Source organism: Vibrio sp. 10N.222.49.C12 (genome assembly GCF_041475025.1).
GTDB lineage: Bacteria > Pseudomonadota > Gammaproteobacteria > Enterobacterales > Vibrionaceae > Vibrio > Vibrio crassostreae_C.
Genome location: NZ_JBFRVF010000014.1, coordinates 133,308 through 149,827 on the forward strand (window position 1 = coordinate 133,308; position 16,520 = coordinate 149,827).

14 protein-coding genes are annotated in these 16,520 nt (G+C 44.2%); 10 read left to right on the top strand and 4 right to left on the bottom strand.

The features are described from left to right. Positions 1-108 precede the first annotated feature (108 nt). From AB4583_RS04850 to AB4583_RS04865, 4 genes are all read left to right on the top strand, one after another. Entirely contained in the window at positions 109-1,218 is a 1,110-nt protein-coding gene (locus AB4583_RS04850) for a putative 2-aminoethylphosphonate ABC transporter ATP-binding protein (RefSeq protein ID WP_017067332.1), read from the top strand. Between the two features lie 21 nt (positions 1,219-1,239). After that, positions 1,240-2,949 (top strand): putative 2-aminoethylphosphonate ABC transporter permease subunit, encoded by a 1,710-nt coding sequence (locus tag AB4583_RS04855; protein WP_372116625.1) that lies wholly within the window; start codon positions 1,240-1,242, stop codon positions 2,947-2,949. 68 nt (positions 2,950-3,017) lie between these two features. Continuing rightward, complete coding sequence (gene phnR / locus AB4583_RS04860) at positions 3,018-3,722, top strand: phosphonate utilization transcriptional regulator PhnR (protein ID WP_029235340.1); 705 nt, start codon at positions 3,018-3,020, stop codon at positions 3,720-3,722. Between the two features lie 141 nt (positions 3,723-3,863). After that, positions 3,864-4,766 carry a multidrug transporter gene (locus AB4583_RS04865; protein WP_372116626.1) on the top strand — a complete coding sequence of 301 codons (903 nt, stop codon included), beginning with the start codon at positions 3,864-3,866 and terminating at the stop codon, positions 4,764-4,766. 133 nt (positions 4,767-4,899) lie between these two features. Here AB4583_RS04865 and AB4583_RS04870 read toward each other — a convergent pair whose 3' ends face one another. From AB4583_RS04870 to AB4583_RS04880, 3 genes are all read right to left on the bottom strand, one after another. Then, positions 4,900-5,682, bottom strand: coding sequence for a siderophore-interacting protein (locus tag AB4583_RS04870; RefSeq protein ID WP_017070633.1), 783 nt, complete (start codon positions 5,680-5,682; stop codon positions 4,900-4,902). A gap of 200 nt (positions 5,683-5,882) precedes the next feature. After that, complete coding sequence (locus AB4583_RS04875; protein WP_032546220.1) at positions 5,883-7,361, bottom strand: peptide MFS transporter; 1,479 nt, start codon at positions 7,359-7,361, stop codon at positions 5,883-5,885. Between the two features lie 415 nt (positions 7,362-7,776). Then, a complete protein-coding gene (locus AB4583_RS04880) occupies positions 7,777-9,147 on the bottom strand; it encodes an L-serine ammonia-lyase (RefSeq protein ID WP_017068616.1) in 1,371 nt (456 codons plus the stop codon). 356 nt (positions 9,148-9,503) lie between these two features. On the opposite strand from AB4583_RS04880, the gene AB4583_RS04885 reads away from it, so the two are divergent. Next, positions 9,504-10,382, top strand: coding sequence for a YdcF family protein (locus tag AB4583_RS04885; protein WP_372116628.1), 879 nt, complete (start codon positions 9,504-9,506; stop codon positions 10,380-10,382). A gap of 166 nt (positions 10,383-10,548) precedes the next feature. Here AB4583_RS04885 and AB4583_RS04890 read toward each other — a convergent pair whose 3' ends face one another. Next, entirely contained in the window at positions 10,549-10,809 is a 261-nt protein-coding gene (locus AB4583_RS04890; protein WP_017059521.1) for a DUF333 domain-containing protein, read from the bottom strand. Positions 10,810-11,111: 302 nt separating this feature from the next. On the opposite strand from AB4583_RS04890, the gene AB4583_RS04895 reads away from it, so the two are divergent. The 5 genes from AB4583_RS04895 to AB4583_RS04915 all read left to right on the top strand — a co-directional run bounded on the left by AB4583_RS04895 (position 11,112) and on the right by AB4583_RS04915 (position 16,453). Continuing rightward, on the top strand, positions 11,112-11,630 hold the full coding sequence (locus AB4583_RS04895; RefSeq protein WP_017059522.1) for an NUDIX hydrolase: 519 nt from the start codon (positions 11,112-11,114) through the stop codon (positions 11,628-11,630). Positions 11,631-11,858: 228 nt separating this feature from the next. Then, positions 11,859-13,622 (top strand): ABC transporter ATP-binding protein, encoded by a 1,764-nt coding sequence (locus tag AB4583_RS04900; RefSeq protein WP_017059523.1) that lies wholly within the window; start codon positions 11,859-11,861, stop codon positions 13,620-13,622. Beyond that, a complete protein-coding gene (locus AB4583_RS04905) occupies positions 13,616-15,400 on the top strand; it encodes an ABC transporter ATP-binding protein (protein WP_372116630.1) in 1,785 nt (594 codons plus the stop codon). The genes AB4583_RS04900 and AB4583_RS04905 overlap by 7 nt, the downstream gene beginning before the upstream one ends. Before the next feature lie 235 nt (positions 15,401-15,635). Beyond that, the gene (locus AB4583_RS04910) at positions 15,636-15,902 is read left to right on the top strand and encodes a hypothetical protein (RefSeq protein WP_017059525.1); all 267 of its coding nucleotides are present in this window, start codon (positions 15,636-15,638) and stop codon (positions 15,900-15,902) included. Positions 15,903-16,018: 116 nt separating this feature from the next. After that, a complete protein-coding gene (locus AB4583_RS04915) occupies positions 16,019-16,453 on the top strand; it encodes a hypothetical protein (protein ID WP_017064806.1) in 435 nt (144 codons plus the stop codon). Positions 16,454-16,520: the final 67 nt, after the last annotated feature.

The following is a 16,520-nucleotide window of genomic DNA, read 5'->3' on the forward strand; positions in this document are numbered from 1 at the left end:
GCTTATTATATCTGCAATATAACTGTCATTTAGCTTCTATAAATTTGTCACTCAACTGCAATATTCTCAGTATAAATTTGGTATATACCATATAGAGAGTGCTGTAGTATGAGCAACCAAACTTATTTGAATATTGAAAACGTTGTAAAGCAATTTGGCCAATTTACAGCGTTAAAAGACATCTCCCTATCGATAGATAAAGGCGAGTTCGTCTGCTTCCTTGGCCCATCTGGCTGTGGAAAAACCACCTTATTACGTGCGATTGCAGGCCTAGACTTACCAACGTCAGGTTCTATTGAGCAGAACGGTAATGATACGACCTTCTTGCCACCAGAAAAGCGCGACTTTGGCATCGTGTTCCAATCTTACGCTTTGTTTCCAAATCTCACTGTGGAAGAAAACATTGCGATTGGTCTGAAAAACCAAGGCATGTCGACCAAAGAAGCCCTTGAGACGGTTGAGTCTTGGTTAGAGACCATTGGCTTACCAACGTCTGGTCAGAAATTTCCAAATCAGCTATCTGGTGGACAGCAGCAGCGTGTTGCTCTGGCTCGCGCATTAGCCTTGTCTCCAGGCTTGTTGCTACTCGATGAACCGCTTTCTGCGTTGGATGCGAAGGTAAGAACACACCTACGTGATGAGATCTGCCAACTGCAACGCAAATTGGGTATCACCACTATTATGGTGACGCACGACCAAGATGAAGCGTTAACGATGGCAGACCGTATTGTCGTGATGAATCATGGTGTTATCGAGCAGGTCGGTGCTCCTCAAGAGATCTACCAAAAACCTGTCAGTCGTTTTGTGGCTGAGTTTGTTGGTAGCATGAACTTTATTCAAGCTTCTGTTGCGGCTCAAGGCAAGATGCGTATTGCTGAGTCAATGCTGCCGTTACCTGGCTTAGATAATCTCACGCCAAATCTGGGTGATGTTTTTGATATTGCCGTTCGTCCAGAGCAAATCCAGTTTGTTGATCGTTTTAGTGAATCCTTGCCAGTGAGAATCGTATCAAGCGAATTCTTAGGGGCGTTTTATCGTGTTGAGTGTCAATTGCAACATGACTCAACGGCGAAAGAGATCATCGTTGATGTACCCGTCAAAGAGTTCAACCGATTGAAGCTGCGTCGCAGTGATATTCGTTACGTGGCGTTTGATCAAGAAGGCCTTAGAGCTTACTCATCGAAAAGCCTGCAAGTGATGAAAGACGAGGCGGCGTAATCAATCATGGAATCGACTCAAATGATGCAATCTAAGCTGCTAATTCAACGACGAGTACAACCTTTTCTGGCTCGGTTAAGCAAAGACAACGTAATTCTATTTGGGCTGTTGGCCTTTTTGTCTGTGGTCATGACGTTGTTTATCCTGATGCCACTGTGGGCAATGTTGAAAAAGAGTGTTCAGAACGCAGACGGTGAATTTGTAGGTTTACAGAATTTCGCTACGTATTTTGCGTCTCAAAGCCTGTGGCAGTCGGTAGGCAATACCTTCACGCTTGGATTGCTAGTGACCGTAATCGTGGGTGTCTTGGCGTTTGGTTATGCCTATGCGCTAACTCGTTCATGCATGCCTTTTAAGGGGTTTTTTCAAGTACTGGGTTCTGCGCCTATTCTTGCTCCGTCACTGCTTCCTGCAATCAGTCTTATCTTCTTATTTGGTAACCAAGGTATCGCTAAAGAAGTCTTGGGGGGCAACTCGGTTTATGGTTTGATTGGTATCTCACTGGGCTTGATATTTTGGACGTTTCCACACGCCTTGATGATTCTGACCACCTCATTAAGAACCTCTGACGCTCGCCTTTATGAGGCAGCACGTGCACTCAATACTTCATCGTTAAAAACTTTCTTTATGGTGACGTTACCTGCGGCAAAATACGGCTTGATCAGTACCCTGATCGTTGTGTTTACGCTGGTGGTTTGTGACTTTGGTGTGCCAAAGGTGATAGGTGGTAGCTACAACGTGTTATCGACTGACATCTTTAAGCAGGTGGTTGGTCAACAGAACTTCTCTATGGGTGCAGTAACCAGTATCTTGCTGCTATTACCTGCGTTGCTTGCGTTTACCGTTGACCGCTGGGTTCAAAAGAAACAAAAGAGCTTGTTTGATACTCGTTCTGTCGCGTACCAACCTGAACCTAGTTCACTACGTGATGGCTTATGTTTCCTTTATTGCACCATCATCTCTGCTGCTGTGGTTATTGTGTTGGGCATGGCGATATACGGTTCGATGGTCACCTTCTGGCCTTGGAACAAAGCGCTGACGCTAAACAACTACAACTTCGCAGAAATGAGTACTTATGGTTGGGCGCCATTCTTCAACTCCTTAACGCTTGGTGCTTGGACTGCGGTTATTGGTACTGTTCTGATCTTCTTAGGTGCATACTGCATTGAGAAAGGTCGCGCCTTCGGTCCTGTTCGTCAAGCGATGCAAATGCTCAGCGTTGTTCCGATGGCCGTTCCGGGTATGGTGCTGGGTTTGGGTTATATCTTCTACTTTAATGATTTGAGTAACCCACTCAACTTCTTGTATGGCACGATGGCGTTCTTGGTGATTAATACGGTGGTTCACTACTACACAGTCGGCCACATGACAGCGTTAACCGCATTAAAACAGCTGCCTGAGGAAATAGAAGCGACGGCGGCTTCGGTTAACCTACCGCAATACAAGCTGTTCTTTAAAGTGACGGTGCCGGTTTGTTTGCCTGCGATTTTAGATATTGCGACATACCTGTTTATTAATGCACTTACCACGACATCTGCGGTAGTATTCTTGTATTCTACCGATACGATACCTGCGTCAGTTTCAGTACTGAATATGGATGATGCGGGACAAACGGGTGCAGCAGCTGCCATGGCGGTGATGATCATGATATCGGCAGCGAGCGCGAAGTTGATTCATATGTTAATCAACAAGTTATTCGAGAAGCGCACCCAGGCTTGGCGTAAACGCTAACGAACTATTTTATATTGCAGTTGGCCAAGGAGTGGCTGACGACAAGAACAAGAATAAAAGGAAATGAAGTGCAGTACGTAAAAATCAAAGATGTCATCGTAGAGCAGATAGAGTCGGGGATGTTAACACCACGACAGAAGCTGCCTGCGGAGCGCAAACTGGCTGAATCGTTTGATACGACTCGAGTTACCTTACGCGAAGCCTTGTCTTCACTTGAAGCGGAAGGGCGCATTTATCGAGAAGACCGACGTGGTTGGTTTATCTCTCCCGAGCCGCTTCGTTACGATCCAACACAAACGCTGAACTTCACCAATATGGCTCTATCGCAGAATCGACAGCCGAAAACTGAGTTGGTGGCGGCGAAAGGAATGTTAGCAACCAAGGAGGCGACTCGGCTTCTTGAGTTACAACCTTTCTCGGACGTTTATCGAGTAGACAGAGTTCGTTATCTTGAAGATAGGCCGGTTGTGTATGTGACCAACTACATTCGACCAGAGTTGTTCCCTAACTTGCTTGATTATGACTTGTCTAAATCGTTGACGGACATCTACCGCGAACACTTTGGTGTGGTGTATCAGAAGATCCGTTACCGAGTGAGCACAACGTCTTTACTTGGCGAGACAGCGCAAGCCCTGCGTGCGACTTCTGGCTCACCTGCAATGGTTGTTGAGCGTGTTAACTACAATCAAAACGGCGACTTGATTGACTGTGATATTGAGTATTGGCGTCATGACGCGATCAGTATTGAGTCAATCGCGCAGCTAGAGCGCTAGTCATACGTTAGAACGTTAGCATATCTGCAATTATGCAGGATTGCCCAATTGAAAAGTTCAAAGGTCTCTTACCAAGAGGCCTTTTTTATCCCCCGTTTTCAGCGACGGCTTTTATACGTCAGTTAATAAGTTAGGAATGAAATGGAATTTTCTGCGATTGTAATCGTGATAATTTCGGCTCTGCTTCATGCGGGTTGGAATGTTCTAGGTAAATCTAATCAAGGTTCGGGGTCGTCTTTTTTCCTTGCTTCTGGCTTTGCCGCTGCCGCGACCTTGACTCCTTACCTAATTTGGTATGTTGATAACGTTGGATTTTCAAACATCTCATTTCCATTTTGGCAATTGGTTTTGTTGAGTGGGATTTGCCAAATTGTTTATCTAATTGGGCTAGGTGCTGCATATAAACAGGCCGATATTGGGGTGATTTACCCGATGGCACGAGCGCTGCCCGTGTTGATGGTGGGTTTAGGCACGGTGTTGATAGGCTATGAGCTGTCACCTAATCAATGGTTTGGCTTCACCTTGATTACCTTGGGTTGTTTGTTTGTACCACTTAAGAAGTTTTCAGATCTTAGGTTAAAAGCGTATCTCAACCTTGGCGTACTGTGGGCGTTAATCGCGGCCATTGGTACCACGGGCTATTCCATCATTGATAAAGAAGCGCTTCTGTTACTCGATCCTTTGAGCACACCAGTTATAACTAACAAGCACACCGCGATTTTCTACCTAGGTATCCAGTTCTGGGCAATTGTGATTCCGTTGAGTGTTTGGTTATTCGTAACCAACCAAAGAATCGAGTTTACTAATGCTTGGATACTGCGAAAGAAAGCCACGCTTGCAGGCATTATGATGGCTTCGACCTATGGCTTAGTGCTGTTTGCGATGACCATGACTGAAAATGTCAGCTTGGTTGTGGCACTTAGGCAAGTGAGTATCATTTTCGGCGTAGTGATGGGGATCTACTTTTTAAAGGAAAAGTGGCACGCGACTCGCGGTGTAGGCGTCTCTCTAATTATTGCTGGCTTAGTTATCTCATTGACTTAAAAGCTCGCCGGAACGATTGGATATTTGTGCAGAGGCATCTATATTAAGCTAAATCAAAAACGCCCTTAGCGATACAAACTTCGTCAAGGGCGTTTTCTCTTTATCTAGTAAGAAGCTGTAGGTAGTAAAAGACTTAACCCGCTAAATCTTGAGCATCTTGCTGTTTCAACACTTTGTGGCCATCTTCAGTGACACCACGTTTCCAGTAGCTGCTGATGTAGATGTTCTCTTTCGCGACTTCTTTTTCGTTGCGGAAGTATTGTCTTAGCTCACGCATGCTTTCAAATTCACACGCTGTCCATATTGAAACCTGACCTTCTAACCATTCTGTGTTGCGCACGGTTTGTGAAAGTGACTCTGAGGTTTCATCTTCAATCAACCAGGTTACTTTGATACCTTGAGGAGTCTCAAGTACCTGCTTATCTGCTGCTGAGTTGATCTGAATGATAGCGTGACCAGTTGCTGTTTCTGGGAGCGTTTTTACTTTTGCAGAAAGCGCAGGTAGGGACGTCATGTCTGCAACTAAGAAGAACCAGTCTGACTCTAGGTTAAGCCCCTGAATTAAACCAGGGCCAGCCACTGAAACCGTGTCACCCACTTTTGCGTTCATTGCCCATCGAGCCGCAAAACCACATTGCAAATCTGTAGTGATATGGCGAACAAAATCAACTTCAATCCACTGCTCTACAGGATTGTACTGACGAATGGTGTAGGTACGCATGGTTGGGCGCTCACCTTCGTTTAGCTGGCTTAAATCAGTCGTGCCAAGTGGCGAGAATAAAAGCTTGATGTAGCCGCCGGCACATTCTGTTGGGTATTTACTTAATCCCTCACCGCTAAGCGTTATGCGCTGCATGTTTGGAGTAATTGTTGAGGTTTGAGTAACGGTTAATGTGATAGGGCTAGGCTTGCTCATATAAGGCTCTCTTAGATTTGGATTTCCACATCATAATCCTGAACTAAAAAACACTCAATACTAATAGTTATCATTTACTTTTATTTACACATGTACTACCTAACTTATACGACAGATCCTATTGAGAAACGGATCCTACAAAAAAGAGCCCTTTAGAAAACTAAAGGGCTCTTAGGATTGGTTTGACTCAGCGAACAGAATTAGCTGTTTGCTTGCTCTAGTTCAATCGTTTCTTCAGCGGCTTTCGCAGCTTCTAGCATCTTACGAATAATGGACGATGCTGCCATTGCGATACCTACCATCACGACGGCAAGAACAGTCAGCATTTGGAAGTAATCACCGTAAACCGTTTGCACGATCTCTTGTGTGATCTCTTGACCTTTCTCTAGTGCAATAGACGTTGAGAATACCGCGCCAACAATGCCTGATAGTGCGATAGCAACAGAGAACAAGCTTACTGAGAAGTTTTCAATGTGCTTAGGTGCAACAGACAGGATGAAGGCTACAACCATTGAACCTACAATCACTTCACCGAATGCTAGGAAGAAGTGAATCGCTAGGAAGACTTCTGGGCGGATCAGAATATCGTCACCAACTGTCGTTACTGCCATCGTAAGGATACCGAAAGCGATAGCCGTAAGGATGAAAGAGAAACCGACTTTGGTTGCAGTTGAGAAGTTAATGTTTTTCTTTTCTAGGTTAGAGAAGATACCCGCGATGATAGGGCCAGCAACCATACACCATAGTGGGTTCATTGCCATTGAAGCTTCAGGTGCGACAGGGATGAAACCAAATAGATCGCCACGCATTGTGTTGATCGCTACCATTGTCATCGAAGTCATCATCTGACCGTAGTACACGAAGAAACATGTCGTCAGGAATGTGATGATTAAGATAGTCCCCATTTTTAGCATGTCTGATTTCTTCGATTTCATCATCAAAGAGACAAAGTAGATGATCGCTGCACCACCGATTGCGTACACGATGTTTTGGCCAATATCCATGTTAGAGAACATGAAGAATACCAAGCCGATCATTGCTGCAGAAAGACCAAGGAACGCTGCCCAGTTTTTAGTGCTTACTGGTTTTTGGTCGATTTCAGCACTTGCTTCAACAAGGCCTTTGCGAACAAAGATCATCATCAGAAGCGCAGCACCGGCTAGCACCGCTGAAAGAAGGAAACCACCGTGGAAACCAACAACAAGTACTAGCATTGGGAACAGGTATTGGCCTAACAGAGCACCAATATTGTTTACTGAGTAGTTGATTGGGTAGCAGTTCTCAAAATCTTCTTGAGTTTTGAACGTGCGTTTGTAAAGGCTTGGGTAAGAAGGGGACATCAAACCACGTGCATAACTTGCTAACGCAATACCACATAATGCCATCGGAACATTGGTTGCTGCTGCACCAAGTACCAGTAGAACGTAACCACTTGCGAACCCTAGGAAGGCAATGGTTAAAGATCGGTAAGCGCCTAAAAACTTGTCGGCGATAAAGCCACCTGCGATAGCAAATAGCGGTCCGATTGCAGAGAAAGCACCAACAACCATCATGGTGTCGGCTTCATTGTAGTTCAGATCTTCAAGGAAGAAACGAGTCAAGATCACCATGACGCCATAGAACGAAAGTCCGAACATCATTTGGCAGAACATCATTGATTTGTTTAATCTATTCCACATTATTTTATTCTCACGTTTGTATTAATATGTAGTGTAATTACCCGATTATACTATCATTAGTAGTAATACATAAACTGAAACATCTGTCCCAAACAGAACTATACTCGATATATCTTTTCTTATGAGTGCATTCATATTTCTCATGAATGAGATTTGCAACGTTAGATTTTGCAAGTGGATGCATGGCGGTATGAAATTTAGCCATCATCATTTGTGGCTAAGTAATGAACTAATAAAGGGAAAGTTAGAGGTAGTCATTCTGTAAGTTATTTTGAGTGAGTATCACTTTCAATTAGCTGTTGGGCTTTAGCCAATAAAAAAGCCAGCTTGGTGGCTGGCTTTGTTGAGATATTGAAAACTAAGTTTACAAGAATGCTGTCTCTATAGAGGCTTTCTCCACTCGTGTTCCTGTCTTTTATTCACAAGGTGGTGCCATGTGGATCACGGCTAGGCCGCCTAGAGAAGTTTCACGGTACTTCTTGTTCATGTCTTTACCTGTTTGATACATGGTCTCGATAACCTTGTCTAACGAGATAAGACACTTGCTGGTACGTTTCAACGCCATGCGCGATGCATTGATGGCTTTCATTGCACCCATTGCGTTACGTTCGATACATGGCACCTGAACAAGGCCACCGATCGGATCGCATGTCATGCCCAGTGAGTGTTCCATCGCGATCTCAGCTGCAATACAAATCTGTTCGTTGCTACCACCACGTAGGGCAGTTAGGCCTGCTGCGGCCATTGATGAAGAAACGCCGACTTCACCCTGACAACCTACCTCTGCGCCAGAAATCGAAGCGTTGGTTTTGTATAAGATGCCGATTGCGCCAGAGACTGCCAAGAAGTCTTTAAGCTGCTTGGTGTCTAGCTCCTTGATGAAACGATGGTAGTACATCAATACCGCAGGAATAACCCCAGCTGCACCGTTGGTAGGTGATGTCACGACCTGACCGCCCGCTGCATTCTCTTCACTCACGGCAAAGGCAAATAGGTTAATCCAATCCATGATCTCCATTGGATCGTTTTCAATCGAGGCATTCGCTTCAAGCTTTTTAAGCAGAGCAGGTGCTCGACGAGTGACTTCTAGGCCGCCATCAAGGATGCCTTCCGTGTCAAAGCCACGCTGCATACACAGAGACATCACCTTCCAAATTTGGTCGGCTTTCTGGTCAATCACATCCATACCTTGGAAAGACACTTCGTTACGCAGAATTAAGCCACCAAGGCTCAGTCCTTGTTGTTCGGATAGTTCAAGTAACTGATCAGCGGAAGAGAAAGGGAACTCAACTTGTGTTTCTGCTTCCTGTTTGCCGTTTTGTAGCTCATCAGCGGTTGCGATAAAGCCACCACCAATCGAGTAGTAGGTTTCCATATCCAGAAGGCTGCCGCTTTCGTCAAAGGCAGAGATAGTCATGCCATTTTCGTGCAACGGAAGGTTAGTTTTGTGGAAGAGCAGATCGCTTTCTACATCGAAATAAATTTCATGGTTACCGCTAACCAATAGAGATTTATCTTCAATCGCCTTACGCATTGCTTGGTTAGCACTGGTGATTTTAATGGTGTCGGGGCGGTTACCTAGCAAACCTAACAAGGTCGCTCTGTCTGTGTGGTGACCAATACCCGTCAATGATAACGAGCCGTATAAGTCGATTTGAATACGCTTCACTTGCTTAAGCTGAGCATCAATTTTTTGGGTAAAGTTAAACCCAGCGATCATTGGTCCATTTGTGTGGGAGCTGGATGGTCCAACCCCAATTTTGTAGATATCAAAAATAGACAGCATAGTAACTTCCTGTGAAGACGGTTCGATGGACGAACTCTGTGTAAAATTTGTATTTGGTTAGTTGCACTTCTTTGAGTGAACCTGTTCTGTGGGTGAAACAGTTATGCGATAGAGCGTATTCATTGATTGAAAGGGCTCTTTTATCGACTAGTGCTAACAAGCATAGAGCGATGAAATACAAGAGCGTGCTATGTTTGCTGTAAAGCGACACGTTTATTCTTGTATTACCTAAGATGTCGCTATCAATAGTGAGCATTATTGCGAGCAACATATAAGAATTTCAAAATACTTTTGTTAACAAGTATTGTATACATAATTCACTCCATCTAATCCCCAAAACGAGACTTGAACATAAAATGAGCATTAATCACCTCCTTATTGTGCTGGGTAAGCGACTTAATGAGAATAAATTGACTGATGAAGGAATCAGTCGAGTTGATGCTTTGGTTGAGTATCTGGCGGAGCCTTTGGTCGAAGAGTCGAATCAGCAAACAGCGGTAGCATTTTGTGGTGGGATAACAAAAGGGCAGACCTTGTCTGAAGCCGATGCGATGCACCAGTACTTTAGAAAGCTTGAAAAGCAGCGTGAACATCCGTTTTCTTTAGGGGCGATTTTGCTCGAGCAGCATTCGACCAATACTGTCGAGAACATACAGAATTTGGCCTCAGAGATGATTAAAAGCGGGCTGTTTACTCGCGGGCAGAGTGTGCAGGTGACATTCGCTTCTAATGACTACCACTTACAACGTATATTCGAGATTCAATCGCTCATGGACGAGCAAGGTTTGCTTAAAGTTCTCGTCGAGAAGTGTTCCGCACTTGGAGTAGAGCTGCAAATAGATCGCCGGTTGGAGGCTCATGTTGCGGTGCCATACCCACATCAAAGTGCTCAAGGGCAATTGTTTCTGTTAATGGATGTACTGACGACCTATCGAGTTTATCTTGAAGGTGTTTGTGCGGGCGTATTTAAGCGAGATTTGGAGTTGGTGAGGCGGGAGCCAGAAAGACTGTCTTTGGAAGCACTGATAGCCGTAAAGGAACTCGTTGGGTGTTCATCTCACTTTGACATTGTGGCCGGTTTACTCCCCGTATTGGGCCGCTGTATCCAGCAGACTTCAGTGGATGCCGACATAAAAAAAGTCAGGGAATACCTAGCTCTACTAGATACTAACCTGACTTTATTGAATCGTTATTTAGATCCAGAATCCGATCACACACATCGCTGGTGGCGATAGGTGATCATTTCTTTCTCGTGATGCCAATAACGGTCTTTAAACTAGCAAAGGCAATCAGACAGTAAGCTAGAAGCTCAGTGCCTTCTTCAGCGATATTTTTAACCGCTCGAACGTAATCATCGCCCATAACATTGTGCCAGAAGGCTCATGTGTTTTTTTACAGTGATTAACTTTGGTTTTCTGAATCTTGCTCATGGTTATTGCGGTAGTACTCCCACTGTTCAATGCGCTCGCCGTCATCGAATACACAGTAAGTTGTACGCTGATTGTTTTCAGTAACCGTGTCTAATTCACCGTCTTGTTGAACACAATAAACCGCTGCTGGGTTAGCGACTGAAACACGTTGGCCCTCGCTATATTCTGCATAGTCGTTTGCACAACCGCCTAATACAACGGCACATACAGCCATCAAACCAATTTTCTTCATGTCTATCTCCTACGTGATAACTCTATAATCGAATGCGTTAAGTTCTACAGAACCAAATGAGAAGCTCTATGAAATTAGTATATTTTAGATTTCAGAAAAGGTTGTCCTAATTTGGTCAAGATATTGAAATAGGTTGATATTTCTTCATGTTTAACGACTTTTTGAGTGTTAGATCAAGCTAAGTGGATTCAAGTTACCGTAGGAATATCCCCGTCCGATCCGTTCTGGTTAGCGGTTGTGAACCTCGAATCTATTGATGATTATGATATGATGCCGCCAAATTCAGTAGAGCAGTCAGAATCATGAGACACCTAAAAACAACCATCCATCCTGATATCGACCATCTAGACAATAAAACGGTCTATAAGCGCAACGCTGCCCGTGCCATTGTGTTAGATGGTGAAGACATTCTGATGCTGTATACAGAGCGTTATCACGACTACACCATTCCTGGTGGTGGTTTGGATGAAGGGGAAGATGTGATCGCAGGTATGGTTCGTGAACTCGAAGAAGAGACTGGCGCGAAGAATATCCATAGCATCAAGCCGTTCGGCATTTTTGAAGAGTTTCGTCCTTGGTACAAAGATGATGCAGACATGATGCACATGATTTCTTACTGCTACTCATGCAAGATCGATCGTGAGCTTGGTGAAACGGCTTACGAAGATTATGAAGTGAAAAACGGGATGAAACCGGTGTGGATGAATATCCATGAAGCGATCGCTCATAACGAAAAGACCATGGCAGAGAGCCCTAAGAAGGGCATGAGTATTGAACGTGAAACCTTTTTGCTGCATTTGATTGCCAAAGAGATGCTTTAGCCGTTATCAATACTAGCCTGCTAAGCTATTTATTTGCCGCCACTTTTGGCGGCAAAGTTGTTTCTAGCAATGCTAAAACTTAATACCCGAAACTAATTATTGAATATGGTTGATATTGTCAACTAAGTGTTTTTGATGTATCTTTACCTCAGCGATGAACCTATCTAGCTTAACTGCCCGGTTATATCGTTAAATCTCGCTGTGAGCCTGCCCTAAACAAAGAATACTATGAATAAAAGACAGTTTATTGCCCATTATCTGCGCATGAATCGCACCTCGTACTTATTGGCGATTGTGTTCATCTTTCTCGTCAACTGGTTACAAGTAGAGATCCCTCGCTATATCCAATTGGCGATAGATTTGATTGATGATGCCTCTTCAACTGGCCACCAACAGCTTCAAACCTATGTTTGGATTGTGGTCGGTATGTCGGTTGCCATGGTGGTGGTGAGAATTTTGTCTCGTATTTATGCGCTTAACCCGGGGCGAATTACAGAGGCCGCACTCAAAAGTACACTTCTGCAAAAGTTGAATCGCTTACCGAGCAGCTTTCACGAACGCTTTGCTTCCGGTCGACTGATCTCGATTATCAACAATGACCTTAGTGGCATTCGACTGCTGTTTGGTGTCGGCTTCTTGCAGTTCTTCAATGCCTTGCTTGCGTTGTCGTTGACGCCTCTTTACATGTGGCGCATATCGCCAGAACTCACACTGTATTCGATCATTCCTATCTCAATCGCTTTTGTGATTTTCCGTGTGGGCTTCAAGCGTATGAAAACGCTGCATTTAGAGCACATGAAGCGCCTACAAAATCTGTCTGCTCAGCTAATGAGTTACCTGTCTGGGATTGATCTCATTAAGAGCCAGCAGATGTCACCTTGGGTGAAAGCTGAAACTGAAAAACTGAACCAGTTATTGCTTGAATGCCGCCTTAAAATTACACGCATTCAAGTCTTCTTTATGCCGGTACTCGACTACGCCAATGACCTGATGAAAATCATCATTCTTGGGCTTGGTGGCTACATGTTAATGAGACAGGAACTCACACTTGGTGAGATTACCGCCTTTCTGACTTACTCAGTTTTGCTCGCTATGCCATTGATGCAACTTGGCAGAATCGCGACCATTTATCAGCGAGGCATGGTCGGTATCCAAAGTGCACAAACCATTCTTAATGCCAAAGTCCCAGAGCTAGATGAAGATAAGCTTACTGAATTAGATGTTGAATCGCTGAAGGGAAAAACGTTTTCCGTTCGCAATCTCAGCTTCAGCTATTCAGGTGAAGAACGCGTGATTCTCGATGACATCAGCTTTGATATTCCAACAGGTAAGAAAGTGGGTGTGTTAGGCGGGATCGGAGCGGGTAAAACGACATTAGTGAACTGCTTAAACCACCATTTGGATGTACCACAAGGTTCTGTTTTCCTTGGTGAAAGAGATGTCACTAGCTTCTCACGCAGTGACTTACGCCGTTACGTGAAAACCGTGACTCAAGACCCTTACCTGTTTTCAGCAACCGTCGAAGACAATATCCGCTTTGGTAGCCTAGATACCGATTTGGCAAAGAGTCAGGTTGATGAAGTGCTAGAGCTTAGCCAGTTGGCCAGTGATGTGACACGTTTTGAACACGGCGATCAAACCTTAGTCGGTGAGAAAGGGATCATGTTGTCAGGTGGTCAGAAGCAGCGCTTAAGTATTGCGCGTGCTTTATTGCAACCCACCGACCTGATCATCATGGATAACGTTCTATCGGCTGTCGACTATGAAACAGAACGTAAGATCTTGGAAGGTTTGTTTAAACGTTTGGAAAATCAATCGGTTCTTGTGGTTTCACACCGCGTTAATGCCCTTGAATATATGGATGAAGTCATCGTGTTGAACGAAGGTAAAGTGATCGCGAAGGGCGACCACGCCACGTTATTGAAAACCTGTGATTACTATTACGATACATGGCAACTACAGCAGAATGAAACGGAGGCAGCAGCATGTTAAAAGGTGTTGATCTCAAATACCTCAAGCACTTTTTTAAGTTTGCTAAGAAATACAAAGGCTCTGCGATTCTGGGCATCGCTATGCTTCCTCTTTCTGTCATCACGAGCTTGTTGTTCCCTTGGCTGATCATTCAAGTGATCGATGTTCACCTGAGTCATGGGGATATGGATGGTCTGCTCGAATACGTCTTCTATCTCGTTGCCGTGCTGATGGCGAGTTATGTGGTGGATACCACCTATTCGTACAACCTGCGTAAAACTGGTCAATACACGATAACTGACATGCGCTCAGTGTTGTTTGCTCGCGTGCTCAAACTGCCACGCAGCTATTTTGATAACACACCGATTGGCGTAACGCTTTCACGATTAACCAGTGATTTGGAAACCATCGGCGAGACGTTTGTTCAGTCGGTTGTCGGGCTAGTTAAAGACAGCATCAATACCATTGCTCTGTTAGTGATGATGTTCTTTATTGATTGGCAGTTAACGATGATTGTATTGATCATTATGCCACCAGTGATGTATTTGACGGTGTATGTGAGAAACCGACTTCGTGCTCTCTATAAGGTGACTCGTTCTTCTCTCGCTCGCGGTATTGGCTTTTTACAAGAAGTCTTATTTGGCATGAAAACCGTTCAGATGTACCGAGCGGAAGAGCAAGTCGAGCAACGCTACCAAGGCTATACCGATGAGTTTTTAAGAGCGCAGAAGAAGATCAATAAATACGATGCGATTTTGTTCTCGTTTATCTCTGGCATCACCTCCATCACTATCGCGATTATGATCTGGTATGGCTCTGAGCAAGTGTTAGAAGGGGCGCTCACCTTGGGTGTGCTGATTGCGTTCATCAACACCTTAGAGAAAGTGTTTGTTCCGATTCGTGACTTTACTTCGCAGATCGCTTCGATTCAGAGTTCATTTGCAGCGTTTGACCATATTGAAGAGCTGTTTGTTGAGCCGACTGAAGAAGAAGGGCGCAACCTGTTGTCATCTAACAAGGTTGAGAAGCAGCTTGAACAGTTTGTGAGCCTAGAGTTTAAGAACGTAAGCTTCCGCTACAAAGACGACTCTCCCTACGTTCTAAAGAATGTCTCGTTTGTATTGGAGAAAGGGCATCAAATCGCCCTTGTGGGTTCGACGGGTTCGGGCAAGTCGACGATTCTGCGTCTGATCTCTAAAACCTACCAAGATTATGAAGGCAGCATTTTGTTGAATGGAATAGAGCTGTCACAGATCTCAAGTGAAGACTCTGCTCATTTGTTCTCAATGATGATGCAAGACGTGCACTTATTTGAAGAGACCATTCAATTCAATATCGCGCTGGGCAAAACGCATCTATCTAGAACTGAGGTTGAACAGGCGGCGCGCTATGTTTATGCCGATAAGTTTATTGAACAATTGCCACAAGGTTATGACTTCCACTTGGAAAAGAACGGCTCCAACTTGTCTGTAGGGCAAACGCAGCTTATCTCGTTCGCTAGAGCGGTTGCACAGGGTGGTCAATTGATGATGCTTGACGAGGCGACCAGTTCGGTAGATTCAATCACCGAAGACCTGATTCAAAAAGCAATGCAGCGCCTTTTCAAGGAAAAAACTGTGATTGCGATTGCACACCGTTTGAGTACCGTTCGTCACTCAGATACGATTTTGGTGTTGGAAAAGGGTGAAATTGTTGAGCAAGGTAATCATCAACAGCTGGTGGCACACAATGGTATTTATGCTGGCTTGTTACAAGAATCGATTGTAGAAACGGGCGATTCTCAAGTAACGGTTGCCTGATCACCTCAAATCAGGTTTACCGTTATCGATACTATGAATTGGTGTTGCTTATGTTTCACCAATTTCTATTCTTTTCTAGTATTCCCAGTAGCTTAGGGAAAATAAAACATATTTTACGATTATTAATATGTTATGATATCCCTACTACTAAAGGGGTGTCTTAGGGCATCGGGATGTATGCAAGCAAAAAGAACCGGCTTGTGTCAGTCACTTTCTGGCGAATATGGAATCGAAAATGTTGTTGGAAGAAGTTGTAGAAATTATCGAATTAACCGACTCAGACCATTTATCTCAAGCAATGGAACTGTTTAACGAGCATGGTTTTGTTGATGCTGAGTCTTTACCTTTTATGAATGTTGTTTTTGAAACAGCACCAGATCAACTTGCGAAGAAGCTGTCGCAGATTGGTTTTAAAGGTTTAGTGCAAGTCGAAAAGAATGAAGATGCATCAGGCTTCACCATTATTGATGCTGACCGTGTTCTGCTAAAAGATTCTGCTTAGTCGAAAGGCTCTGCTTAGCTGCAAGATTCTTCTTAATAACAAGAATAAGATTCAGCTTAGTGAAAAGACTCTATCCAGTTCAGTAACACCCGTTATGATTATTTGAGGTTAACACAGTGACAACAGCAACCGTTTCATCAACAGAACAACATATTTCCAACGAACATGCGCTTTTAGGTGCATCGTTATTAGCGTCTCAAAAAGTTGAGTTGGCTCTGTTCAGTGTGATCTCTAAATTAGCTAAAGCCCTATCAAAAGAGCAGCAACAGTCATTAGGTCTGGATTTGGATACCTTTTTAAGGGAGAAGCCAAGTGAACAAGCCTCGACTCTGAGCCGCTACGAAAATACGTTTGGTGAGCAACTTCCTTTGAAGGCCAATGAACTCAACGATTTTATTTATCATCGAAACTTGGTCACTCGTGGATTTTGGCGTGTGACTGGAGCTGATGTTAAAGGCGGTGAGAAGCTTGCTAACCCAGAGCTTTATTTAAAAGAGTTCTTGGCCAAGTGTGAATACTGGCAAGTGATGATTGATACTCAAACCAAGTAATCAAATTGAAATAAGAAAGCCATAGCGAACATGCTATGGCTTTTTTGTTGGTGCGCCGAGCATGGCG

Excerpts from the sequence above, each read along its gene's own strand:
- AB4583_RS04850 (WP_017067332.1), top strand. The coding sequence starts at position 109 with ATGAGCAACCAAACTTATTTGAATATTGAAAACGTTGTAAAGCAATTT.
- AB4583_RS04855 (WP_372116625.1), top strand. The coding sequence starts at position 1,240 with ATGATGCAATCTAAGCTGCTAATTCAACGACGAGTACAACCTTTTCTG.
- AB4583_RS04865 (WP_372116626.1), top strand. The coding sequence starts at position 3,864 with ATGGAATTTTCTGCGATTGTAATCGTGATAATTTCGGCTCTGCTTCAT.
- AB4583_RS04870 (WP_017070633.1), bottom strand. The coding sequence starts at position 5,682 with ATGAGCAAGCCTAGCCCTATCACATTAACCGTTACTCAAACCTCAACA.
- AB4583_RS04875 (WP_032546220.1), bottom strand. The coding sequence starts at position 7,361 with ATGTGGAATAGATTAAACAAATCAATGATGTTCTGCCAAATGATGTTC.
- AB4583_RS04880 (WP_017068616.1), bottom strand. The coding sequence starts at position 9,147 with ATGCTGTCTATTTTTGATATCTACAAAATTGGGGTTGGACCATCCAGC.
- AB4583_RS04885 (WP_372116628.1), top strand. The coding sequence starts at position 9,504 with ATGAGCATTAATCACCTCCTTATTGTGCTGGGTAAGCGACTTAATGAG.
- AB4583_RS04890 (WP_017059521.1), bottom strand. The coding sequence starts at position 10,809 with ATGAAGAAAATTGGTTTGATGGCTGTATGTGCCGTTGTATTAGGCGGT.
- AB4583_RS04895 (WP_017059522.1), top strand. The coding sequence starts at position 11,112 with ATGAGACACCTAAAAACAACCATCCATCCTGATATCGACCATCTAGAC.
- AB4583_RS04900 (WP_017059523.1), top strand. The coding sequence starts at position 11,859 with ATGAATAAAAGACAGTTTATTGCCCATTATCTGCGCATGAATCGCACC.
- AB4583_RS04905 (WP_372116630.1), top strand. The coding sequence starts at position 13,616 with ATGTTAAAAGGTGTTGATCTCAAATACCTCAAGCACTTTTTTAAGTTT.
- AB4583_RS04910 (WP_017059525.1), top strand. The coding sequence starts at position 15,636 with ATGTTGTTGGAAGAAGTTGTAGAAATTATCGAATTAACCGACTCAGAC.